This is a genomic window from Micromonospora sp. NPDC050417, from assembly GCF_044458865.1.
GTDB lineage: Bacteria > Actinomycetota > Actinomycetes > Mycobacteriales > Micromonosporaceae > Micromonospora_G.
On record NZ_JBITIH010000013.1, the window covers coordinates 46501 to 70125 of the forward strand.

A 23625-nucleotide genomic window follows, 5' to 3' on the forward strand; every position below is an offset into this window, starting at 1 on the left:
TCCCCTCCAGCATCCCTGTCATCGTCTTACCCCGGTCTCCAACCGATCCCTGCGCCAGAACGTCAACGCCACCCCGACGCCGGTCACCACCACCCACGCGGTGCCGGTCGCCGGTGCCACCATCCACGCCTCGCCGAGCGGTGCGAGCACCACGACGGCCCAGCCGGCCACCACCACCGCCGCGGCCCGCCCGATCTCCATCACCGTGCCGAGCCCGAGGGTCAGGCCGGTCAACGCCAGGCACGGCAGCAACCACATGACCGGTAGCCCGATGCCGGACGCCGTCCCGGCCACGAACGCGACCGGGGCGGTCACCGCGAGTACCGACACGGTCCGCCACAACACGATCCGCAGCCCGGCGTACGGGGTGGCGGCCACAAGCTCGTGCAGCGGATCGGTGCGCAGGCCGTACGAGGCGGCGATGCCGAGCACCGGCAGGACCGGTGCGATCAGCAGGAGCAGCCACGAGCGGGACGGCGCGGGGCTGGCGGCGAGCGCCACCAGCAGGCCCAGCGTGACAGCGACGGAGATCAACCAGCCCAGTCTGGCCGCCGGCCCGAATCCGACGAGTACGGTGATCCGCCGCCAGCGGGTGCCGGCCCGCAGCCGCCCCTGTCGGGGCAGGTCGTCCCGCAGGCTCGCGCCGACCACGGCGATCTGCTGGCTCGTCGGTTCGTCCAGCGGGAGGCGGGCGCGGCAGGACGGGCAGCGGCCGAGGTGGGCCTCGACCGACCAACTGTCGCTGTCGCCGAGCCGGTCCTCGGCATAGGCACGCAGTACGAGGTCGTGGATGTGAAAGTCCTCGGCGGTCATGACAGTGCAGCCCTCAGCTCTCGGCGGGCGCGCATCGCGCGGGTCTTGACGGTGCCCTCCGGCAACCCCAGCACCAGGGCGGTCTCCCGGATGCTGAGGCCGTCGAGAACGGTCGCCTGGAGCACCGCCCGCAGCTCGGGCGACAATCCGGCCAACGCCTGTTCCAGCCTGGCGTCGTACGCGCCGGCCATGGCCTCCTCCTCCGCGGACGGCGACGTGAGCTGTGCCTCGTTGGGCGCGTCGACGGTCTGCGGACGGACCTGGGCCCGGCGGCTCGCGTCGATCAGGCGACGCGAGGCGATCGACCACAGCCAGCCGACCACCTCGCCGTCGCCCCGATAGCTGTCGGCGGCCCGCCAGGCGGCGAGGAACGTCTCCTGGAGCAGTTCGCTCACCAGGTCCGCGTCCCGGCACCGGCGGCGCAGACGCAGCGCCAGCCAGGGGGCGTTACGGGCATAGAACACCTCGAACGCCCGTCGGTCACCCTTGCCGACGAGGCGCAGGAGCTGCCTGTCGTCCTCCTCCATCACGCAAGGTTAGGACGCAGCGGTGGGCGGATCGGTTCTCCGATTAACATTGCGACTGCATTGCAAAAGGTTCCGCGTCGCCATTCGCATGACGCGTCGGGGCACCCACCGGGGCGAATTCCAGGGCATCCCGGCGACCGGACGAGTGGTGGCGTACCAGAGCCACGAGTTCTACCGCATCGCCGGAGGGCTCGTCGCCGAGGAGTGGATCCGCTCGGACATGGCGACGCTCTACCAACAGATCGGCTGAACTCCGGCAGGGTCGCCGACCGGTGGCGCGGCAATCTGGTCCGGCATCCCGTACTGCCGTCCCCCGCACCGGCGAGTTGCCTGGTCAGCCCGGTACCCGGGGCCTACCGTGGGGTCCGAGAAGCCAGCGGGGACGCACGCACGTGGACGACTGACGACCCGCGCGGCGCTGGGAGGGCTGACCGATGGATGTACGGCGCCGTGGCCCGGATCATCGGCGAGCCCCGACCCGAATCCGCCACTGAGATGGACTGGGCCGGCTGGGCACTCTTCGGTGTGCTGGCCACCGCCGCGCTCACCGCAGCGATGATCATCGCTCAACTGGTCGGACTGACCCGCGTCGACCTGCCCCTGATCCTCGGCTCGATGGTCGTCGAGGATCCCGACCGAGCCCGGGTCGCCGGCTTCCTCATCCACCTTGCCGCCGGCCAGGGCTTCGCGCTCGGCTACGCGGCCACGTTCGCGCTGCTCGGACGCTCCAGCTGGTGGCTCGGCGCCGCCCTCGGCGTGGTGCACGTCGGGGTCGCCCTGACCGTGCTCCTGCCACTGCTGCCAGGGGTGCATCCGCGCATGGCCTCGCTGCGCGCCGGGCCATCGAGCAGGGCCCTGCTCGAACCCCCCGGCCTGTTCGCCCTCAACTACGGGATCCAGACGCCGGTGGTCACCGCCGTCGTACACATCCTCTACGGAATCGTCCTCGGCCTGTTCCTCCAGGCCCGCTGAGTCGCCGACACCGCCCGGTCAACCTGCCCTACGGCGGCGCGCGCCGGGCCTCGACCCGAGGGAAGGGAGCGTGATGACGCACCACCCGTACCCGACGTACGGGGTGGCGCCCCCACCGATCGGCGACTACGGGCTGCTCGGGGACACCCGCACCGCCGCCCTGGTCTCCAGCGGCGGAGCGATCGACTGGATGTGCGTACCCCGGTTCGACGGCGAGCCGCTGTTCGGCCGGCTGATCGGCGGGGCGGCGGCGGGGACGTACCGGATCGGCCCGGCTGCCCCGGCTCCCGTCGTCGGGCGGCGGTACCTGCCCCACACGGCGACCATGGAAACCGTCTGGGCGGTCGGCGGCTGCCGGCTCACGCTCACCGAAGCGATGGTGGCCGAGGTCGCCGGGGAACTCCTACCGACGACCCTGCTCGTGCGCCGTCTGTCCGTCGAGGGCGGCCCGGTGTCGGCGGTCGTCGACTTCGACCCTCGCCTGGGACCGAGGCACCGGGCGCCGCGCGTCCGGTACCGGGGAGAGGTGCTCGTCTGCGTCTGGGGAGGTCTGGCGGTCTCCCTGCACTGCGCCCCCGAGCTGAGACCCGTACCCGGTCGACCGAGCGAGGTGACGGTCACCCCGGACCGACCTGTCCTCGCCGTGCTGACCGTGGCCCACCGTGAGCCGCTGGTCGACGTCGCGCCGGACGCGGCCTGGGAGGTACTGCTCCGGGACGAGACGCGCTGGCGCGACTGGATCGCCGAGATCGACCAGGACCTTCCGTTCCGTGACGCCGTGGCGCGCAGCCTGCTCACCCTGCGTCTGCTGACCTACTCGCCCGCACAGGCCCCGGTCGCGGCGGCCACGACGTCGCTGCCCGAGCATCCGGGCGGGGTACGGAACTGGGACTACCGCTACGTCTGGCCACGCGACGCCAGCATCGGCGTCGCGGCGTTCCTCGGCGTCGGCAAGGCCGACCAGGCCCGAGGATTTCTCGCGTGGCTGCTGCGCGCGAGCCGGTTGCAGCGACCGCGTCTGCCCGCCTTGTTCACCCTGGACGGACTGGCCGTGCCGAGGGAGCGGACCCTCGACGGCTGGCCCGGCTACGCGGGCAGCGTGCCGGTACGGACCGGCAACGGCGCGACCGGTCAGCACCAGCTCGACGGCTACGGTTGGGTCATCGACGCCGCCTGGGTGTACGTACAGGCTGGTTACCGGCTCGATCCGGAGACGTGGCGGGCGGTGCGCGGATTCGCCGATGTCGTCGCCCGCCGATGGCACGAACCCGACGCCGGGATCTGGGAACTGCGCCACACCTCCCAGCAGGTGCACTCCAAGCTGATGGGCTGGCTGGCACTGGACCGGGCGCTGCGCGTAGCCGAGAGCCACCGGCTACCGGACCGGCAACGGCGGCGGTGGCGAGACGCCCGTGACGCCGTCGCCGCCGACGTACGGGCACACGGCTTCGACCCGTTCAGGTCCAGCTACGTCCGGGCCTACGGGTCAACTCAACTCGACGCGTCGCTGCTGGTCCTGCCGCTGTTGGACTTCGAGCCCAGCACCTGCGTCCGGACCAGTGGCACGATCGAGGCCATCCGTACCGAGCTCTCCGCCGGTGGGCCACTGCTCTACCGCTACCCGCCCGGAGACGACGGCCTTCCCGGCACCGAGGGCGCGTTCCTGCCCTGCTCGTTCTGGCTGGTCCAGGCCCTCGCCCGAACCGGTCGGGTGGACGAGGCGATCGAGATGTTCCGGTCGCTGCTCGACCGGGCAAGTCCCCTCGGGCTCTACGGGGAGCAGATGGATCCGGCGACCGGGCTCCACCTCGGCAACTATCCACAGACCCTGACCCACGCCACGCTCGTCCAGGCCGCCCTCGCCATCCGCGCGGCACAGGTCGGGTCGGCGCGGTGACGGCTGTCGACCCGAGCGCGTCCGCCAGAACATCGCCCGGACCGCCTGAAGGAACGTTCCGCATCGAGGGGTCGAAGGCGAGGAAGAGAGCGAGCGGCCACCACCACGAATAGCCGGCGGCGACGGTCACGACACCAGCGAGGGCGGCGACGCCGGCCTCGACGCGCTGCACGCGTGGAGGGTCCACAGTCGGCACTATTTCCCGTACCTGGCAGCCCGGCCGGCGCGAGGCCGATCTGGGCCTAACCACTGGGTTTCGCCGGGCTGTCCGTCGTCGACCGATAGTTGATCGACCAACTGTTCACGTCGACATCCTCTTCTGATCACTGGGCCACGTCTGCGGGTTCGCCAAGGCTCGGCATAGTTCCGGCCCGGTCGCGTCCGCTGACGCGCCACCGCACCCGTGGACCCGGAGTGGCCCTTGCGCATACCCGGATGACGCCGGCCGGGCCGAGGTCCGGCGTGCGTTCTCACGCTGGTGCTGTCCGACAGTCACCTAAGGAGAAACCTCGTTATGGCGCATCAACTGCGCTTGGGTAGCAAGCGCGTGCGTGTGCTCTGGTCCGTGGTGGCCATCGCACTCGTCGCCGGGGCCGGAACGGCACTCGGAGCGTCGGTGGCGGGAGCGGGGGAAACCCCACCACCTACCGTAGGTAGTGCACCGACGCTCCATCTGAGCGGCGGGCAGACCCTCGAAGGTACGGTTCGTGTCACCGCCCAGCCCACCACCGAGAACGACTCCGTCGCGGGCATCGCGGTCGACGGTAAGTCGATCGATTCCGGCAAGACCGCCGGCACCGCTCACTTCGCCTTTGACATGGGCGGCAACGGCACCGAGGCCCGGTACCACAACTACATCACCGTCAACGGACACACGACCGAGGCGGACCGTGTCTCCTTCCCCGACATTGCCGGGGGACGCAGCGGCACCCTCGACTTCCCCGGCGAGTGGCTGCACTCCGGCGTCAACACGATCACCGTCCACGCCGGGGCGAACTGGGTCGACTCCACCAACACCAGCGCTGTCGGGTACGAGGCGTTGCCGTACGGCGAGGGCGGGCGCTGCCCCAACTACGACGACTTCGCGGTCAGCAGCGCCAGCCTCAGCCTGCTCGGCGTGGTCGCCGACGGTGAGCAGAACCTGTTCAGCTACAGCTTCGGCGACGGCACCTGCGGCAGTTCGCGTCGCCTGCTGACCCAGGATCTGACCTTCGTCGTCTCCGGCGAGCCGGGCAGTACGGCCGGTCTCCGCGCCGACCTCGACACCACCGCCCTCGCCAACGGCACGCACACCGTCAGCGCGACCACCAGGTCGGGCGCCAAGGAGAGCGTCACCGTCGAGGTCAACAACGCGTCGCCCGGGGCGGCGAAGGTGACCCCCGCCGACGGGGCCCTCGTCCGGGGTACGCGTCCGGTGATCGCCGCGTTGCCGAACGGCAGCAAGGAGAACGTCGAGTCGCTGGCCATCGACGACCGGCCCGCGCAGAACGCGGAAACGGTCGGCACGGGGACGGCGACCCTCGGCCTCACGATCGAGGCCGGCAACTCGGTCGAGGCTCGGTACCACAACTACGTGCTCGTCAACGGCAACCGGGTCGACCTCGGTGGCGACTACGGCGTCGGCGGTGCGGAGAACGTCAGCCTCAGGTTCCCCTCTCGCCTCCTGCGAATCGGGGACAACGCCGTCGAGGTCAAGACCGGTGACTACAACGGCACCGCCAACGGCGCGACCTGCGCGAACCACGACGACTTCAAGATCACCCGCAGTACGGCGAGTCTGGCGCTGAGTACGCCGGGGACGGTCACGGCCGGCACCACGTACCTCGTCACCACCAGTGGTACGACCGTGACCAAGTCACCCACCACGGCGGCCTCGCTCCCGCTCGGTGACGGGACGTGCGGCGCCAACAACGACGCCGAATTCCACTTCACCGTCGCAGGGGCGCCGACCACCCGCACCATCGACACCCTCGGCAGCGGGGGAGACGCGCATCTGAGGGTGTTCGTCGGCGGCAACGGCACCGACAGCGGGTACGACAACAAGGTGCTCATCAACGGCATCCCGCTGGACCTCGGCGTCTGGGAGCGGGAGGTCGCGGACCTCTCCTTCCCGAACGAGTGGCTCGTTCCCGGCGTCAACGTCCTGGACTTCGTCGCCGGTAGCAACCATGGCAGCGCGACACCGGGCGGTTGCGACAACTTCGACGACTTCACGCTGAGCAACTTCGCACTCGTCCCGGTCGACGGCAAGGCGACCCAGTTGACGAAGGCGATCGCCCAGAACACCGTCACGATCGGTTCGGCGAGTTACCCGGCGGGCTCACCGGTGACCGTCTTCATCGGTGACGGGACCTGCGGCAGTAGCCACAACGCCGCTCTGGACAAGACGATCCTGTTCGATGTGACCGCGTCGGACGGCTCCGCGCTGCGGGCGCTGGGCAAGCGGGCGGACGTCGACACGACGTCGATCGGGGACGGCAAGCACTCGATCAAGGCCGTCGTCGGCGACAAGACGTCGACCCGGCAGTTCACCGTCGACAACACCGCGCCGGAGATCGAGAGCAGCGTTCCGGCCGAGGGGCAGCGACTGACCTCGACCGTCGCGCTGAATATCAAGATCAAGGACGCCACGGGCATCGCCGGCGCGCCCACGATCACGCTGGACGGCGTCGCCGTGAACCAGGGTGACCAGATCGGCCACGGCCTGCCCGCCGGAGCCCACACGATCGCGATGACGGCAACCGACACGCTCGGCAACACGGTCACTCGCGAGGTGCACTTCACCAGCGCGAGCATCCCGGACGTCCCGACCGAACTGAACGCGGTCGTCTCGGGCACCAATTCACCCTCGGCCAAGCTCTCGGCCAAGATTCCCGGCGAGGAGGGAGTCGCACTGACCGCCACGTTCACCAAGGCGGACCTTGCGAGCCCGTCGACCGGCTACCAGGGCGAGGCGACCGTGGTGCCGACCACGCTCGACGTCAAGCACGACAAGTCCGTCGATGTCGGCTCGCTGCGTCCGCTCGACGGCAAGACGATCGACACCCCGTCCGGCCGGGACGTGGTGTTCCAACGGTACGACGTACCGCTCGGCGCCACGAACCAGACGCCGACCCTGCGGTGGGAGGGAACCGCCGACCCGGCGCGCGTCGTGGCACTGCGCGTGTGGGACCCGGCCGCCAAGAAGTGGGACGTGGTCACCAGCTCGCGCGGTCAGGCGGAACACAGCACCGTCCTCACCGCCCCGCTGGGTGCGCAGTACCGCGACGGTGACGCCTTCCACGTGATGGTCACCGGCGAGGACCCGTTCGCCGACGACCTGTCCCCACGCGACTCGTCCGCGCAGAACGACAAGGACCACTTCGAGGACCCGGACTCGTATGACTTCGCGATCACGCACTTCACCGACACGCAGTACCTGACCGAGGGTGCGGCCGGCGGGACGTACGACGACTGGGACGGCAAGGCCGAGCCCTCGGACGTCACGACCGCCGAGGAGCAGGCGCTCTGGGCGGCGACGTACCGCGACGAGATGCAGTGGATCGCCGACAACGCGGCCGACCGCAAGATCGCGTACGCGGCACACACCGGCGACATCATCGAGAACGACTACTACGATCCGCTCGCCACCAACCCGGACGGCTCGCTCCAGCGCCCCGGCCTGAACGCGGAGGTCGACAAGGAACTCGCGCTCGCATCGGGCTACCAGAAGATCCTCGACGACAACGGCGTGGTCAACCAGGTCATCGCGGGTAACCACGACAACCAGTTGGGCGCCGAGACCGGTCCCACCTCGCGGTTCAGCAAGACGTTCGGCGCCGACCGCTACTACCAGGTGGCGAAGTCGTGGCCGGCCGGCACCGAGTACCACGCGTGGGACGAGGTCGACAACGCGGACGGCACCGTCACTCCGGGCAAGGACAACCAGAACAACTACACCCTCTTCTCCGCCGGCGGGCTGGACTTCGTCGCGGTGGGCCTGTCGTACGGGGTGACGGCGCCGGAGGCCAGATGGGCCGACTCGATCTTCAAGCGGTACAGGGACCGCAACGGGATCCTGCTCTCCCACGACTACCTGAAGCCGTCGACCAACCCCGACGGGCGGGGGGCGGAGTTCTCCGCACCGGACGGCTCACCGCTCTACAAGCAGGTCGTCGAGACCAACCCGAACGTGTTCCTGGTCCTCGCCGGCCACGAGCACGGCGTCGGCACCAACCTGAAGTCGAAGGTCGGCGTGACCGTGTCGCACGACGTGGTCGAGTTGCTGGCGGACTACCAGTTCTACACGGTGCCCGCCGGTGAACTCTGGCCCGGTCTGGTCGACATCAACGGCAACATCGACATCAACGGCGACGGCACCCCGGACCACAGGTCCACCGATCGCCTGCAGTTCGGCGCGAGTTTCCTGCGCCTGCTCCAGTTCGACGTCGATCGCGCCGAGATGCACATCGACACGTACTCGCCGTTCCTCAAGAACTTCGGTGCGACCGAGTACGACATCCGCCAGGACGGCAGCCAGACCAAGCCGAGGTACAACGGTGCGGAGGACAATCTGACCCTGCCGGTGGACCTCTCCACCCGTAAGACGTCCTTCTCCACCGACTCGCTGGCCGCGTACGTGCCGTCCGGCGCGATCGGGACGGACGACGTCACCGCGAACGGCACCGCGGAGCTGAACTGGACCGGACTGCTCCCGGGCAGGGCCTACGCCTGGATCGTCTCGGCGAAGAGCGCCGACGACGGCGTGGCTGTGGCCCAGCCGGCCGTGTTCAGCACCGCCAAGGGTGCGCCCACGGTCACCGCGACCTCGGTCCCGACGGACTGGGGCACGGCGGCGAAGGTGACGGTCAAGGTAGCCGCCGGCACCGCGCCGATAGCGGGCACGGTGGAACTGCGTGAGGGCACCACGGTCCGCGGATCGGCCGCCCTCACCGGCGACACCGCGACGTTCGTCCTTCCGGTCGGTCTCGCGGCCGGCAACCACACGCTCACCGCGTCGTACTCCGGCAGCGCGTTCCTCAACCCGGCGCAGGGCACCGTCACCGTGACGGTGAACCTGCCGGCGGCGTGGAACTCGTCGAAGGTCTACAACAACGGCGACAAGGTTACTTACCAGGGCAAGGTCTACCTGGCCTCCTGGTATGCACAGAACCAGAAGCCGGGCGACCCGAACGGGCCGTGGCAGGAGCTCGGCATGACCGAGGACGGTGTCCCGACCTGGACGGCGTCACGGGTCTTCAACTCGGGCGACGTCGCGACGCACAACGGCAAGAAGTTCCGCGCCCGCTGGTACACCCGCAACCAGACGCCGGGTGACCCGAACGGCCCGTGGGAGGAGATCGCTCCGCCGCCGCCGGACAACAGCCCGGCGGCCTGGACGCCGACCACGGTCTACAACGCCCGGGACCGGGTGTCCTACAAGGGTCACGTGTACGAGGCCAAGTGGTACACCCGCAACCAGGAACCGGGTGACGCCAACGGTCCGTGGAAGCTGGTCAGCTAGCTTCTGACTCGCGCCGGCCCGGCACCGAACGGTGCCGGGCCGGCGTCGTCCCGGCGGGGCGGTATCCGGCCGGGTCCGCGCGCGGACTCAGGGTTCCAGGTGTCCGACGAAACGGGGGAACGGTACGAGCTGGCGGATGTTGTCCAGGCCCATCGCCTTGGCCAGCAGCCGCTCGATGCCGAGTCCGAATCCGGTCAGCGGCGGAACACCACTGTTCAGGACCTCCAGGTAGTAGCTGAAGTGATCGGGGTCGAGGTGCTGTTCCGCGAGACGCTCACGCAGCCGGTGTGGGTCGGTGACCCGCTCGCCGCCGTCCACGATGTCGATCTCCTCCCAGTAGAGCCGGAAGTCGTCGGCGACGTCTGCGTCGACCGTCGGCTCGTACCGGGTGGAGGAGAAGAACGCCTTGTGTTCCGCCGGCAGGTCGACCACCCAGAACAAAGTCCGGTCGAGATGCTCGGCGACGGCCTGGGCGTGATAACGCTTGATCTTGCCACCGGGTCGCAGCGGAGCGGTGTCCGCGCGTGCGGTGATGGCGCAAACCTCGTGGTACGTGACCGTCGGGATGTCGTCGAGATGCTTCTCCGGGATGTGCGAGTCCACCCCCGCGCACACCGACCGGACGACGCGATCCGACAGGCGCATCATGTCCCGCCGGCTGCGGTACGCGGCCGTCGCCTCCAGGATGAGGAACTCGCTCAGGTGCTGGGAACTGTAGTTGAGGTCGGCCCGGAACAACGGCGCGACCTCGAACACGGAGCTGAAGTCGGCGGCCACGAACGCCGTGTGGAACAGGAGGTTGCTGAGGCTCAGGCTGGCCGGCGTGCCGAAGAAGTCGACCTTGAACTTCATGGTCGCGCCATCGGCCATGCCACCGACGATCCGGGGCGACTGGACCTCGACGAAACTCTCCCCGGCCATCAGGTCCCGGATGTCCCTGATGGCATTCCACTTGTGCAACAGCCGGCGGCGCACCTCCGGTAGCCGCATGTAGACGTGCTGGTTCGGCAGGACCGCCTTGCTGTACGGGACCTGCTTCAGCTGCGCGCTGGTGAGCGTACCGCCGGCGGAGACGAGCGCGTACGACTCGACCGACAACTCCTGCGCGAACTGCCTCGAACGCTCGCTCGGGCGCAGTGTCCCGTGGACCTGGACCACGCTCTCGGCGGGAAAGTCGGGGCGGCCGGGGAAGACACAGAAGTACTCGCCCTCGGGGCAGCGCAACGTGCCGAAGCAGAGGCGCTTGCCCATCGGGCGCAGACCGTACACCCGGCCGGTCAGGCTGACCTGGGACATGGAAGGTACCCCCGAATTCAGTGCGGTGTCAGGTGGATGAGCGGCGGTTCAGGCGGGCGGCTCGACCGCCGGTTGGAGGATGACGAGTTCGTCGCCGTCCACGGCGACCTCGACCCCGTTGGGGATGGTGAGCATCGGGTTGGTGTGGCCGATCTCGAACTCGGCCAGCACGGGTACGTCCGTCCCGTCGAGGCATTCCAGGATGGCGGTGAAAAGGTCCTCGACGTCGGGTCGGTCCCACCCGATGGTGCGGCCGAACACCAGCGCCGCGACGTCGTCCAGCATTCCCGCGTTGCGCAGGTGCCAGAGGTCGGCCTCCGCCGCCCCCGGCGAGTACGGTGGCTCGGACGTCTCCAGGAGGAGCACCCGCCCCCGGGTGTCGGGCTGCCACCGGGTGCCGATCAGGTCACGCAGCGAGGGCAGACACGCGGCCAGGGCCGGTCCGCTCGCCCGTCCCTGACGCAGCACCCGACGGGCCGGCGCGGCCGACCGGTCGCGCGGCCGTTGCTGCTGCTCCCGGCGGGCGTAGTCGAGGTCGACCACCTGGTAGGGGATCCGGGGGCACCGGCCGCCCGCCGACGCCCGCGTCGTGACCTGGAGGAAGTGCGCGACCGTCTCCGGATACGGCTCCGGTAGCTCGCCGAACTGCGGGATGAGGGCCGGGCCGTAGAAGGTGACCAGCCCGGTCGCGGTGCTGATCCCGCTGAGCAGGGCGGTGGCGTCGGAGTATCCGCAGAAGACCTTCGGGTTGGCCGCGATGAGGTCCATGTCCAGCCCGGAGAGCAGTTGCGCCGAGTGCAGACCGCCGAGGCTGTAGAGCACCGCGTGCACGTCCGGATCGGTGAACGCCGCGTGCAGGTCGTCGACCCTCGCCTGGACCGGCGCGGCGGTCCAGCGGTGCGACCCGAGGGCGTGCGGAAGGAAGCGGACGCGCAGGCCCATCCGCTCCAGTGCCCGGGTTCCGCGCCGCACCTCCGTGGTGAGTACGGCGGCGCCTGGCGACGAGGGCGAGATGACGCCGACGGTGTCTCCCGGGCGCAGGGCCGTCGGCCGGATCAGCGGCAGGGATGGTGAGCTGGACATACGGGCTCCAATGTCTGTGCGGCTCGGCCGGGGAGGATCTCGGGACCCGCCACCGTTGGTGTGGCGGCGATGGCACGGCCAACGGGGTGCTCGCCGACGCCCGGGAATGGACTACCCTCGCCGGGGCGGCCGTCCGGACCACAGCGGACGCTTCCACGCGAATAGACCGAACCTATGGGGGACGTGCGATGTCCAGGACGCTGATCCGTGAACTGCCCGGTGTCGTCGGTCAGGAGGTGACCGTCTACGGCTGGGTCAATACGTTGCGTCTGCAGCGCAAGCTCCAGTTCGTCATCGTTCGGGATCACACCGGGTTGGTCCAGGTGACGAACAAGCGGACCGATGTTCCAGGCGAGCTCGAGGAGCTCATCGAGCACGGGATGCCCCCGGAGTCCGCGGTGAAGATCACCGGCGTGGTCATCGCGGCCGAGAACGTCAAGCTCGGCGGACTTGAGATCGCCCCGACCGCGATCGAGGTGGTGTCCCGGTCCGAGACCGTCCCCATCGACCGGCAGACCGGCATCGACCAGCGCCTTGACTGGCGTTTCCTGGACGTACGCCAGCCCGAGCGGCAGTTGCTGTTCAAGGTCCAGACCACCGTGGAGGAGGCACTGCGCGAGTACGCGTACGCGCAGGGCTGCACGGAGATGCACACCCCGAAGCTGATGGGCACCGCCTCGGAGTCGGGCTCCGAGGTGTTCAGCGTGAAGTACTTCGACCGGACGGCGTACCTTGCCCAGTCGCCGCAGTTCTACAAGCAGATGGCGATCGCCGGAGGGATCGACAAGGTGTTCGAGATCGGCCCGGTGTTCCGTGCCGAGCCGTCGTACACCTCCCGGCACGCCACCGAGTTCACCGGCCTGGACGTCGAGATCGCCTGGATCGACGGGGTCGAGGATGTCATGCGGTTCGAGGAGCAGATGCTCACCCTCGTGCTGCGGCGGGTCAAGGAGCGCCACGGCGACGAGATCGCCGCCGTCTTCGGTATCGAGGTGGTGGTACCGGAGACGGCGTTCCCGCGCTACACGATGGCCGAGGCGATCGAACTGCTCCGCGCCCAGGGCTGGGACCCGCAGCGGGAGAAGGACGACCTGGACCCCGAGGGCGAGCGCATGATCGCCGCGTTGGCCAAGGAACAGCACGGCAGCGAGTTCGTCTTCGTGACCGAGTTCCCCGTCTCGGTACGCCCGTTCTACCACCTGCGGCCCGAACAGGACCCCACCGTGACGGCCAGCTTCGACCTGCTGTGGAAGGGCATCGAGATCACCACCGGTGCCCAGCGGGAGCACCGCTACGAGGTGCTGGTCAAGCAGGCGGAGGAGAAGGGCATGAACCTTGAGCCGCTGACGTCGTACACGGACTGCTTCCGCTTCGGCACCCCGCCGCACGGCGGCTTCGGAGCCGGCCTGAACCGGATGCTGATGGTCCTGCTGGGTCTCGACAGCATCCGGGAGGCGATGTTCCTGTTCCGGGGGCCGAACCGCCTGACCCCGTGACGAATGCCGGCCGGAGGGGCCGGCCACGGCCCCTCCGGCCGGGCGGGACACGACGTTCAGCCCCGGGTCGGCTTCTGGGCGACGACGAAGAGGTTGTTGCCGCGTTCCGCGAGCCCCGGCTCGCCGGCCAGCCGCAACTCGATCGCCTTGATCCGCTGGTACACCTCCTGGTTGGTCAGCACCTGCTGTACGGAGGTGCTGGTCCCCTCGAGTTGGGTTTCCTGGAAGCCGGGGTAGACCGCGACGGGGAAGCCGGTGAGCACGGAGACCGGCAGATCGACCGCGCCCAGCGTGCCGGCGAGTTCGCTCGGGGTGAACATGTGCATCGCCGGCATTTCGGGCGCGAAGCGACCGCGGCGGGTGTGTGCCACGCTCTCCGCCTCGTCGAGTGCGCCGGTGAAGATGTTGAAGAAGACAGCGTGGTAGCGGTTCGGGACGACGAGTACGGCTCGACCGCCGGGCTTGAGAGCGGCGGCGATCCCGCGTAGCACGGCCGGCACGTCGTCGACGAAGCCGAGCACGTTGTGAAAGCTGATGACGAGGTCGAACCGCTCGTCCTCGACCTGCTCGCCGAGTCGGGCGAGGTCACCGTTGAGGATGGTGAACCGGTCGGCGTAGCCGTGCTCGACGGACTTCGCCGCCGCGTGCCGGGTCATGTCGGCCGAGAGGTCGAACAGGGTTCCGGTCAGGTCCGTACGGGCCCGCAGCAGCCGGTCGCTCCACCGGCCGGTGCCGCCGCCGGCATCGAGTACGGCGGCACCCGCGGGCAGCGACGGCAGGACGTGACGTTCGAGCAGGGTCCAGAGCAACTCGTCCGACAGTCGCCAGTAGACCTGTTCGTCCACCCGGTCGTAGGCGTCGGCCTTGACGCGGAAGTACTCGGTGACCTCGTCGATGTAATTCGTGATCATGTGATGCCCTCTATTCGTTGGATTGCCGGATTTCTGACCCCCGCTGACCAGGGCGCCTTGTGGCACACTGAAGATCGTCGCGCGACCGCCGAGTCGGGCCGGCGGGTCGGCGACGGTCAGTGGTGAGTGGTGGCACAGCCCACGGGGGGTAGTACGAGTGCTCGAATTTCTGGGAATCTCTGCTGCGGTGGAAGCCGTCTATCTGGCCATGGTGAAACACCCCGACGACGGGGTGTCCGAAATTGCCGAACGATGCCGACAGTCGACACAGGAGGTCCGTCGCGCGCTCGACGAGCTCGTCGAGATGCAGCTCATTCTTCCCTCGCGGGAGGACTCCGGTCGGCTACGTGCGGTGAGTCCCAAGGTGGGTCTCAGTGCGCTTCTCCGGAACCAGCAGCTCGAATTGCAACGCCAGCAGCAGAACCTCGCCATCGGCAGCGCCACCGTCCAAATGCTCATCACCGAGGCGGAGGCGCGCACGAATGCCGCCGAGGCTGCCACCGTGAAACGGTTGACCGGGATGGACCTGGTGCAGGCGCTACTGGAGGACCTCTCCCACCACGCCGAGTTCGAATGCCTGTCGCTCATGCCCGGTGGTGGGCAGTCGTCCGCCAGCCTGGAGTACAGTCGCCCGCTCGACGAGGACGCCCTCCACCGGGGTGTCGCCCTGCGCACGGTGTACCTCGACAGCGCACGCAAGGACCAGGCGACCATGGCGTACGCCCGGTGGATGGCCGAGGCCGGTGGTGAGGTCCGTACGGTCCCGGTGCTGTCGTCCCGGATGGTCGTGGTGGACCGCAAGATCGCGGTGCTGCCGTTGAATCCGGCCAACTCCCGGGCCGGTGCGATCCAGATCGAGGAACCCGGCGTGGTCGCCGCGCTGACCGCGTGGTTCGAGGAGGTCTGGACGTTCGCCACTCCTATCGTCAAGGACCTGGGACGGGACGACCGTGGCCTCTCAAGCCAGGAGCGTGAACTGCTCCGGCTGCTCGGCCAGGGATTCACCGACGAGGTTGTCGGGCGACGGCTCGGGGTCTCGTTGCGTACCGCCCGCCGCATGATGGCTGATCTCATGAGCCGACTCGGGGCGCAGAGCCGGTTCGAGGCCGGCGTACGCGCCGCCCAGGCGGGGTGGGTCGACGCCTCACCGACGTCGTCCCCGGCGACTGCGCAGCGGACTGAGTCGTAGCACGGCGGCGACCACCCGCTCCGCCTTCGACGGCAGCACGAAGAGCGGCAGCGCGAAGGCGGAATGGTGCCAGAAGGAAATGTCCATGGTCGCCTTGACTCCGGCGTGAAAGGCCAACGACGCCGCCCCCACCAGCTCCTTGCGCTGCCACAGCCCCAGCAGCGCGGCCGGAAATCCGAGCTCGAAGAGGAGGCTCAGCGCCCCGGCCGTGGCGGCGACCCTCCGGTCGGCCCGCGCGAGGCGGCGACCCAGTGGCGTACCGAGCTCCGCCCAACTGCCCGCGACCGTACGGCCGTCGACCCATTTCGGCCCGCCGACGACGAGCTTCGCGACCCCGGACTGGAAGTAGACCCAGGCGTAGTAGAGCTGCATAGCGGCCAACATCGCCGACGCCACCTCGGTTGACGGCGCCCGGTCCGGGTCGGCCAGGCTGCCCCGGGTGTCGCTGGTGGAGAGCAGCAGCAGTGCCAGGTTCAGGTTGGAGTTGTAGTTCCACGCCCGCTGGTCGAAGTGGGCCACGTGCCGCTGTAGGGCGGCGAACGACCCGTTCGCGGCCAGGCGTACCGCCGGGTGCTCACAGCCGAGGGTCCAGGCGGCGACCGACAGGAACGCGATCCCCCGCAGGGCCTCGTACTGGCGGGCGTCCAACCGCCAACCGGGCTCGGCCTGGTCCGCGTACTCGTGTAGGACCTCGCCGGGTGGCAGGTGCCAGAGGGTACGCAGCACCGCCGCCCCGGTGGTGACCCGGGCGAGTCCGAGTCGCTGGTGGGCCTCCGGCTGCTGCACGAACGTCTGGCGCAGCATGGCGCCGATACCCGTCATGGTCGGGTGCTCCCTTCCGTCTGTGTTGCCGGGGCCGGGGCGGGGGCGGTGTCGAGGAGCCGCCACCGGGGCGGGGGACAGGTCGCCGCGACCCCGTCCGGATCGTGCCGGTGGACCAGTTCGACGCTTTCCACGTGCAGGCGGTCCACCGGGTCGCAACGATCGAAGTCGACCGCCACCAGGTAGAGCTCCAGGGCAGCGAAACGCTGTCCGGGCGGGGCCAGGAGTGCCGGCTTCACCTCGTCCCACCCTTTCCAGGGAGCCCGGTTGAGCCGGGCCAGCACCCCGCGACAGAACTCCTCCCGGACCGCCATGTCCTGCTGGGTGAAGAAGATCCGCTCAAGCAGCGAGATCACCCGGAAGAACTCCAGCGGCAGGAGCCCCCAGGGGTCCGTCGGTCCGACGCAGACGCCCGACGCGGTGACGAGCCGGGTACGCAACTGCATCGCCCGGTGGCTCTTCCGGTAGCTGAACATGTTGTACGAACACCACGGCCACCGATTGGTGTTCTTCACCGTGTGCCGCATTTGCAGGCCCAACGTCAGCGCGGTCGCGCCAATCGTCAACAGCCATCCGATGCGGCTCTTGCTGACCGCCACGATCGAATCAGTTCGCCGGCGGTACGGGCGCCGGGGAGTCCCATCCGAAACCGGCCTGCGCGGGTGCATTCCCGTCGGAGTCGTGCGTGACCGAGTGGATTCCGGCGAAAGCCACGGTGACCAGAGCGAGTGCGCCAATAACTCGACCGAGGCGAGCAAATGCGGACATGGTTGACTCCCCGAGAGTAAGCAAGGACCGGCGATTTCCTGCCGGATCCGCAGCAATTCGTTGCGGTGATTAAGATTCTTTCCCGTGCTCGCTCGGAGCGGAAGCACGCACGCCTGACACCAACCGTCCTGGCATCAACTGTCCTCAGTGGCGGCACCGAGTGCCGCGAACTCCACCTCGACGGCGGCGAGCAGCGTCTCGGCGCGGCGGGTGTCCACACCGTCGGCCCGCCGGAGCAGGATCAGTTCCCACCCGCCGTCGGGTTGGGGGACCGCCTCGAACATCAGCTCCAGGGTGGTGACGGGGGGCACCACCCGGATCGCGGACAGCGTCACGTCCGGGCCCAGTCGGCCGGCTGACGTCGCCCGCTGCAGCACCACCCAGGTCTGGAACCACGGGTGCCGGGTCCGGTCCGCTCCGAGCACCCGTACCAGTTCGTCGAAGGGAACCCGGCCGTGGGCCAGCGCGCCGACCAACTGCCGAGCCGCCTGATCGAGGACCTGCCGTGGCGATCCGTCACGCACGCCGTACAGGGGAATCGTGAGCGGGTTGACGAAGTAGCCGAGGATCGGCTCCAGCGCCGGGTCGAGCCGGCCGGCGGTTGTCGTACCCAGGCAGACGTCGGGCCGGTCGAACACCCGGGTGAGCGCCCGCCCGGTGGCTGTCAGCAGCGCGGCCGTCGGCGGCCCGCCGTGCAGCGCGGCGGCCCTGGTCAGTTGACCGACCATGGCGGGCGACACCCGGAGCGTCGACTCCCGACGTGGCGGCTGCCCGACGTCGGCGGGCGGCGGCAGCACCGGCGGCGGGGTCCGGGCGAGCGTGCGACGCCAGTACGGGAGGTCGTCGCGGACCCAGTCGCCGAGCCGGCTCTGCTCCCACCCGCTGTAGTCCAGGTAGGACGGCGTGTCCGGAAAGCACGGTGCCTCACCGAGGAGACGGGCACGGTAGGCGAGGCGCAGGTCGTCGACCAGGAGTGACTCCGACCAGCCGTCGAAGGCGATGTGATGCAGGTGCAGGCAGAGCAGGTGCCGCCCGGAGTCCAGACGGCAGAGACGGGCCCGGATCGGCAGCTCCTCCTCCAGGTCGAACGGCCGACGCCACCAGTCGGCGGTGACCCGGGTCGCGACCGAACGGGGATCAGCGGCCGGACCGCCGGACACCTCCGCCACCTCCACCTGGGCGTCCTCGGGGGCCAGGACCCGCTGCTCCGGCAGGTCACCGGACCATGGATAAAGGGTACGCAGCGCGGTGTGCCTCGCGACGACGTCGCCGATCGCCCGGCGTAGTGCGTCCGGGTCCAACGGGCCGGCCAACTGGTACGCCAACACGATCATGTTGTCGACCGAGCCGGGAGCCGCCTGCTCCGCCATCCAGAACCGGCTCTGCGCCCGCGACAGCGGGACCGGTCCGGTCGCCGGTCGTCTCCCCGGCACAATCGTGTCGCCGACCGGCGGTGCTTCGGTGGCGTACCCGCGCAACGCGGCGAGGGAACGCAGTCGGTAGACCTCCGCGATCGTGACCTGCGCGCCGAGCAGGGTGCTGGCGCGGGCCGCGAGCCGGATCACGTCCAGTGACGACGCACCGGCGAGAAGCAGGTCGTCGCCATCCGCGAGCGACGGCAGACGGAGCAGGGCCCGGGCCGCGCGGAGCAGTTCGTCGCCGCCCCGTCCCGTGCCCGCGGCGGGAAGTGGCCCGTCGTCGCCGGTGGGTTCGTGCCCGCCGTCGTCGCCGAGTAACTCGGCCAGCAGCCGGCCCACCGCGACCGGATCGACCTTCCCGGTGACGCCCAGCGGCAGTTGGGGCACCCGGTGCAGCACGGTCGGCACCATCGCGTCGAGCAGCGACCGGGCAGCGTGGTCGCGCAGTTCACCCCCGTCGAGGTCAGCGCCGTCGCGGCTCGTGTACGCGCACGCGAGTACGACCCGGTCCGTGGCGCCGGCGAGCCGTACGACACAGCACGAGGCCACCCGGGGGTGGGCCTCCAGGACGGCCTCGACCTCACCCGGCTCGATCCGTACCCCTCGGATCTTGAACTGGCGATCCGCGCGGCCCCGGTAGCGGAGGATCCCCTCGGAGTCGAGCACGGCGAGGTCGCCGGTGCGGTAGTGCCGCTCGTCGCGCAGCCTGACGAACCGTCGTGCGGTTTCCGCCGGGTCACCGAGGTAGCCGGCGGCGAGCCCGGCGCCGCTGATCGCGATCTCGCCTGTGGTGCCGGGTGGCACGGGGATGCCGTCCGGGTCGACCAGGAGGACGCCGGTACGGGGAACCGGGCGACCGATGGGAATCTCGGTGCTCCCGGCGTCGACGTCGACCGGGCGGATGACATGGGTCGTGGCGAAGATGGTGCCCTCGGCGGGACCGTACCCGTTGACCAGGCGCAGCTCCGGGAAGCGCCCGACCACCCGCCGGATGTGCGGTACGGAGAGCCGCTCGCCGCCCACGAGCAGCAGCCGGAGAGCACCGAAGAGTTCCGGCGCCTCCTCCGCGAAGACGTTGAACAACGAGCTCGTCAACCACATGCTGTTCACACCGCGGCGGAGCGCGTCGCGCAGCGCGGCGGTGTCCAGCACGGCATCCGTGTGGTCGAGCAGGACGGACCGGCCGCCGTTGAGCAGGGGCGCCCACAGCTCCAGGGCGAGCCCGTCCCAGGGCAGCGGCGCGGCCTGCAGGAAGACGCTGTCCCGGTCGAGGGGAATGGTCGGGTAGTCGACCAGGGTGCGGATGGTGCCCTGATGAGGGGAGACCACGCCCTTCGGCCGGCCGGTCGAGCCCGAGGTGTAGAAGACGCACGCGGGTGCGGACCCGTCGAGCGTGTGCCGTGGTGGGAGGCCGCCGACCCGGTCGAGGGCGGTCGCGGTCAGCAGCCGTACGCCGGGCAGCGGCAGGTCCGGCTGATCGGTGATCGCGAGCCGTGCCCCACTCGACCGCACCACCTCGGCGAGCCGTTCGGCGGGCCAGCCGGGATCCATCGCGATGTACGCGGCTCCGGTCGTCAGCACCCCCAGCAGCACCGCCACCAGCTCCGGTGACCGTCGCATGCGTACGGGGACGAAGTCGCCGGGACCGACACCCGCGTCGGCCAGTACCTCGGCCGCCCCGTTCGCCCGTTCCGTCAACTCGGCGTAGGTGATCGACCGATCGCCCTGCTGGACGGCGACCGCGTACGGTGTCGCCGCAGCGTGCTCTGCGACGAGCCGCTCGATCCGGTCCGGACGGTCGGGCACGGCCACCGACGACCGCCCCCGGGTGACGCTGGCGGCGTCGACACCGGCGCCCATCAGACGATCTCCAACGGCATCCGGGTGATACCCATGATGAAGTTGGAACGCAGCCGGCGGGGTTCCTCGGCGAGCCGGAACCGCGCACCCGTGGCGAGCAGTCGGTCGAACAGCAGGGACAGTTCGAGCTGCGCGGCGGGTGCCCCGATGCAGCGGTGGATGCCGGCCCCGTACGACAGGTGCCGGTTCGGGGTACGGGTCACGTCGAAGCGGTGTGCCTCGGGGAACTGCGTCTCGTCATGGTTCGCCGAGATGTTCCACAGCGTCACCGAGTCACCCTCGCGGATCCGTACGCCGCCGCGTTCGACGTCCTGCTTGGCGACCCGTTGCACGTAGGCATTGGTCGAACTCCATCGCAGCATCTCCTCGATGGCGCCGGGTAGCAACTGTGGTGCCGCGAGCAGCCGCTCGTACTCCGTCGGATGTTCGATGAGTGCCCGCAGCCCGGTGCAGGCGGTGTACGACGACGTCTCGTTGCCGCCCACGGCCACGTTGAGGCAGTTGTAGTAGATCTCCTCCTCGGTCAGCCGGCGGCCGTTCACCTCGGCGCGCAGCAGCAGGCTGATCAGGTCGTCGCCGGGTTGGCGGCGCCGGGTCGCGACCAGGTCGGAGAAGAACTCGAAGATCTCGGCCTGTAGCCAGGCGAGCCGCAGCCGCTGCTCGCCCCCGGTGTCGACGAACGACTCGTCCTGGAAGCCCACCATGCGACGGGTCAGCCGGATCAGGTGGTGGGCGTCGTCGTACCCGATGCCCATCACCACCATGAGCGCGCCGGCCGGCAGTTCGGTGGCGATCTCGGTGGCGAAGTCGGCACCACCGTGCGCCACGGCGCGTTCCACCGCCCGGTCGACCAGTTCCCGCACGGTGGCGCCGATGCGGGCCACGACCGGGGCGGCCAGGGCGGGGTGGATCTCCCGTTTGAGCAGGCGGTGCCGGGGGAGGTCGGTGGCGACCAGCATCCGGCCGCCAGCGGTGTCCTCCGCGCTGCGGAACGAGCCGCCGAGGATCGCGCCCCGCTCCGAGCCGAACAACGCGTGTTCGCGGTACGCCCAGAGCACGTCGGAGTAGGTGGTGAGCGCCCAGAATCCGGTGCCGTCGGTGGCGTGGTTCCAGTACACCGGTTCGGTTGCCCGCAACCAGGCGAACGCCTCGGTGTGTTTGCCGGTGAGGAAGAGTTCGGTGTCGGTCAGGTCGATCGGTCCGGCGCCGCTCATATCAGGACACCCCTGTCCGCCGTCTCGTCGATGGCGGTGGCGAGATCGGCCAGCACCGTGTTCCGCAGCACCGCGCCGTGTTCCAGGTCGACGCCGAGCCCGCGCCGGATCTGCCGGTGCAGGCGGAACGCGAGCAGCGAGTGGCCACCCAGGGCGAAGAAGTCGTCGTTGGCGCCGACGCGTTCCGCGCTGAGCAGTTCCTCCCAGAGCCCGGCCAGGTGCCGCTCGGTGGCGGTGCGCGGTGCGATGTAGCTCTCCTGCCGCAACTGGTGCTGGGCCACCAGCTCCCGCAGCCCCTCCTGGTCCCGTTTGCCGTGCTCGTTGGCGGGGATCTGCGGCAGCACGAGGAAGTGACCCGGCACCATGAAGTCGGGCAGGGTGTCGCGGGCGTACTGACGCAGCCCGGCCGGGGTGAGGTCGCCGTCGAGCACGACGAAGGCGAGCAGGTGGCGGTCGTCGCCGGTGCCCGAGGGTACGACGACCGCGTCGGGTACGTCCGGGTGCCGGCAGAGCGCCCGCTCGACCTCACCGGGCTCCACCCGGTAGCCACGGATCTTCACCTGGCTGTCGGCCCGACCGACGAACTCCAGGATGCCGTCCGCGCCCTCGCGGGCCAGATCGCCGGTGCGGTAGAGCCGGGACGGGCCACCCGGGAACGGGCTGGGCACGAACCGCTCCCCGGTCAGGTCGGCCCGGCCCAGGTAGCCGCGCGCGAGGCCCGGACCACCGACGTACAGCTCACCGACGTCACCGGGGCGTACCGGCTCTCGCTGCTCGTCCAGCACGTACACCGTCGTGCCGGCCAGCGGGCGTCCGATCGGCACGTTGTCCAGGGCGGCTTCGGCCGCGGTGACCCGCTGGGCGGTACAGGCGGTGGTGATTTCGGCGGGGCCGTAGAGGTTCCACAACTCGCCGGTGAACGCGCCGCCGAGCAGGGCCCGACACGACGACGGAAGCAGTACGTCGCCGCCGGCCTGCAGCAGGCGCAGGGAGGCGAAGGCGTCCCGGTCCTCCCGTACCGCATGGTTGATCACCATGGTGGGGACCAGCATGGCGGTGATCTGCCGCCGTCTCATCTCCCGTTGGAAGTCGGCGGCCAACAGCTCCGGTACGGGCGGCAGCACGGTCACCTCCGCGCCGTACGCGAGCGTGCTCCACATCTCGAAATGGAACGCGTCAAAGGAGAGGCTCGAGATCTGACCGACCCGGTCCTGTGGCGTCAGTCCGGGCAGGTCCGGGTTGCAGGCGAACGAGACGATGTTGCGGTGCTCCAGCACGATCGCCTTCGGCGTACCGGAGGAGCCCGAGGTGAACAACACGGTCGCGGCCTGTTCCGGGCGGATCGTCGACCCGAGGTCCCGGGCGGCTCCGTCGCCGGTCCCGTCCGCCGGTACGTCGACCGTGCCGCCGGCGTAGGCGAGCACGGTGACGTCGAGGTGGGCGAGGTGTGGCTCCCACTCCGGTCGGGTGATCACCACACGGGAGCCGCTACCGCTGATCATCTCGTCCCGTCGCGCGTCCGGATAGCGGGTGTCCACCGCGACGTAGCAGGCACCGGCCTTGAGGATGCCGAGGATGGCGACGAAGACGTCCACCGAGCGGTCGAGGTAGAGCGCCGCGCGGTCCTCCTCGCCGACTCCGCGTTGCCGCAGCAGGGCAGCCAGCGTGCTGGAGCGCCGGTCCAACTCGGTGTACGTCAGGGACTGCCGGTCGTCGCTGACCGCCGGTCGGTCCGGGAAACGTGCGACGCTGCGGGCGAGCAGGTCGAGCAGGGTGACGGGCAGGGTCGGGTGGTGGTTCGGACTGTTGGTCATGTGATCTCCAGGGGGTGCCGAGGGTGCGGTGGGTCGACCATG

The 23625-nt window shown here is 69.8% G+C and carries 17 protein-coding genes; 6 read left to right on the top strand and 11 right to left on the bottom strand.

The window, feature by feature from the left end; genetic code table 11:
* Nucleotides 1–18: 18 nt before the first annotated feature.
* The gene (locus ACIBF5_RS18110) at nt 19–813 is read right to left on the bottom strand and encodes a zf-HC2 domain-containing protein (RefSeq protein ID WP_396812941.1); all 795 of its coding nucleotides are present in this window, start codon (nt 811–813) and stop codon (nt 19–21) included.
* On the bottom strand, nt 810–1340 hold the full coding sequence (locus ACIBF5_RS18115) for an RNA polymerase sigma factor (RefSeq protein ID WP_396812943.1): 531 nt from the start codon (nt 1338–1340) through the stop codon (nt 810–812). The genes ACIBF5_RS18110 and ACIBF5_RS18115 overlap by 4 nt, the downstream gene beginning before the upstream one ends.
* Before the next feature lie 22 nt (nt 1341–1362).
* Here ACIBF5_RS18115 and ACIBF5_RS18120 point away from each other — a divergent pair, with 22 nt between their 5' ends.
* The 4 genes from ACIBF5_RS18120 (at nt 1363) to ACIBF5_RS18135 (ending at nt 9712) form a co-directional block, all read left to right on the top strand.
* Nucleotides 1363–1590, top strand: coding sequence for an ester cyclase (locus tag ACIBF5_RS18120; protein WP_396812945.1), 228 nt, complete (start codon nt 1363–1365; stop codon nt 1588–1590).
* 188 nt (nt 1591–1778) lie between these two features.
* Nucleotides 1779–2312 carry a hypothetical protein gene (locus ACIBF5_RS18125; RefSeq protein WP_396812948.1) on the top strand — a complete coding sequence of 178 codons (534 nt, stop codon included), beginning with the start codon at nt 1779–1781 and terminating at the stop codon, nt 2310–2312.
* A 73-nt stretch (nt 2313–2385) separates the two neighbouring features.
* Nucleotides 2386–4209, top strand: coding sequence for a glycoside hydrolase family 15 protein (locus ACIBF5_RS18130; protein WP_396812950.1), 1824 nt, complete (start codon nt 2386–2388; stop codon nt 4207–4209).
* Between the two features lie 532 nt (nt 4210–4741).
* Nucleotides 4742–9712 (top strand): carbohydrate-binding protein, encoded by a 4971-nt coding sequence (locus tag ACIBF5_RS18135; RefSeq protein ID WP_396812953.1) that lies wholly within the window; start codon nt 4742–4744, stop codon nt 9710–9712.
* Between the two features lie 87 nt (nt 9713–9799).
* On the opposite strand, the gene ACIBF5_RS18140 is transcribed toward ACIBF5_RS18135, so the two are convergent.
* Both ACIBF5_RS18140 and ACIBF5_RS18145 read right to left on the bottom strand, forming a co-directional pair.
* Complete coding sequence (locus ACIBF5_RS18140; protein WP_396812955.1) at nt 9800–11008, bottom strand: amino acid--tRNA ligase-related protein; 1209 nt, start codon at nt 11006–11008, stop codon at nt 9800–9802.
* A gap of 48 nt (nt 11009–11056) precedes the next feature.
* Nucleotides 11057–12091: an LD-carboxypeptidase gene (locus tag ACIBF5_RS18145; RefSeq protein WP_396812957.1), complete on the bottom strand. Its 1035-nt coding sequence runs from the start codon at nt 12089–12091 to the stop codon at nt 11057–11059.
* 188 nt (nt 12092–12279) lie between these two features.
* On the opposite strand from ACIBF5_RS18145, the gene aspS reads away from it, so the two are divergent.
* A complete protein-coding gene (aspS, locus tag ACIBF5_RS18150) occupies nt 12280–13587 on the top strand; it encodes an aspartate--tRNA(Asn) ligase (RefSeq protein ID WP_396812959.1) in 1308 nt (435 codons plus the stop codon).
* 56 nt (nt 13588–13643) lie between these two features.
* Here aspS and ACIBF5_RS18155 read toward each other — a convergent pair whose 3' ends face one another.
* A complete protein-coding gene (locus ACIBF5_RS18155; RefSeq protein ID WP_396812961.1) occupies nt 13644–14498 on the bottom strand; it encodes a class I SAM-dependent methyltransferase in 855 nt (284 codons plus the stop codon).
* Between the two features lie 157 nt (nt 14499–14655).
* Between ACIBF5_RS18155 and ACIBF5_RS18160 the strand changes: the two genes are divergently transcribed.
* The gene (locus ACIBF5_RS18160; protein ID WP_396812963.1) at nt 14656–15687 is read left to right on the top strand and encodes a LuxR C-terminal-related transcriptional regulator; all 1032 of its coding nucleotides are present in this window, start codon (nt 14656–14658) and stop codon (nt 15685–15687) included.
* Here ACIBF5_RS18160 and ACIBF5_RS18165 read toward each other — a convergent pair.
* From ACIBF5_RS18165 to ACIBF5_RS18190, 6 genes are all read right to left on the bottom strand, one after another.
* Complete coding sequence (locus ACIBF5_RS18165) at nt 15643–16509, bottom strand: hypothetical protein (protein ID WP_396812965.1); 867 nt, start codon at nt 16507–16509, stop codon at nt 15643–15645. The genes ACIBF5_RS18160 and ACIBF5_RS18165 overlap by 45 nt on opposite strands.
* Nucleotides 16506–17108 carry a hypothetical protein gene (locus tag ACIBF5_RS18170; protein WP_396812967.1) on the bottom strand — a complete coding sequence of 201 codons (603 nt, stop codon included), beginning with the start codon at nt 17106–17108 and terminating at the stop codon, nt 16506–16508. The genes ACIBF5_RS18165 and ACIBF5_RS18170 overlap by 4 nt, the downstream gene beginning before the upstream one ends.
* Nucleotides 17109–17115: 7 nt before the next feature.
* Nucleotides 17116–17277, bottom strand: a complete 162-nt coding sequence (locus tag ACIBF5_RS18175) for a hypothetical protein (protein WP_396812969.1) — start codon at nt 17275–17277, stop codon at nt 17116–17118.
* A gap of 134 nt (nt 17278–17411) precedes the next feature.
* Nucleotides 17412–20555 (bottom strand): amino acid adenylation domain-containing protein, encoded by a 3144-nt coding sequence (locus tag ACIBF5_RS18180; RefSeq protein WP_396812971.1) that lies wholly within the window; start codon nt 20553–20555, stop codon nt 17412–17414.
* Nucleotides 20555–21769 carry a cytochrome P450 gene (locus ACIBF5_RS18185; RefSeq protein ID WP_396812973.1) on the bottom strand — a complete coding sequence of 405 codons (1215 nt, stop codon included), beginning with the start codon at nt 21767–21769 and terminating at the stop codon, nt 20555–20557. The genes ACIBF5_RS18180 and ACIBF5_RS18185 overlap by 1 nt, the downstream gene beginning before the upstream one ends.
* On the bottom strand, nt 21766–23583 hold the full coding sequence (locus ACIBF5_RS18190; protein ID WP_396812975.1) for an amino acid adenylation domain-containing protein: 1818 nt from the start codon (nt 23581–23583) through the stop codon (nt 21766–21768). The genes ACIBF5_RS18185 and ACIBF5_RS18190 overlap by 4 nt, the downstream gene beginning before the upstream one ends.
* Nucleotides 23584–23625 lie beyond the last annotated feature (42 nt).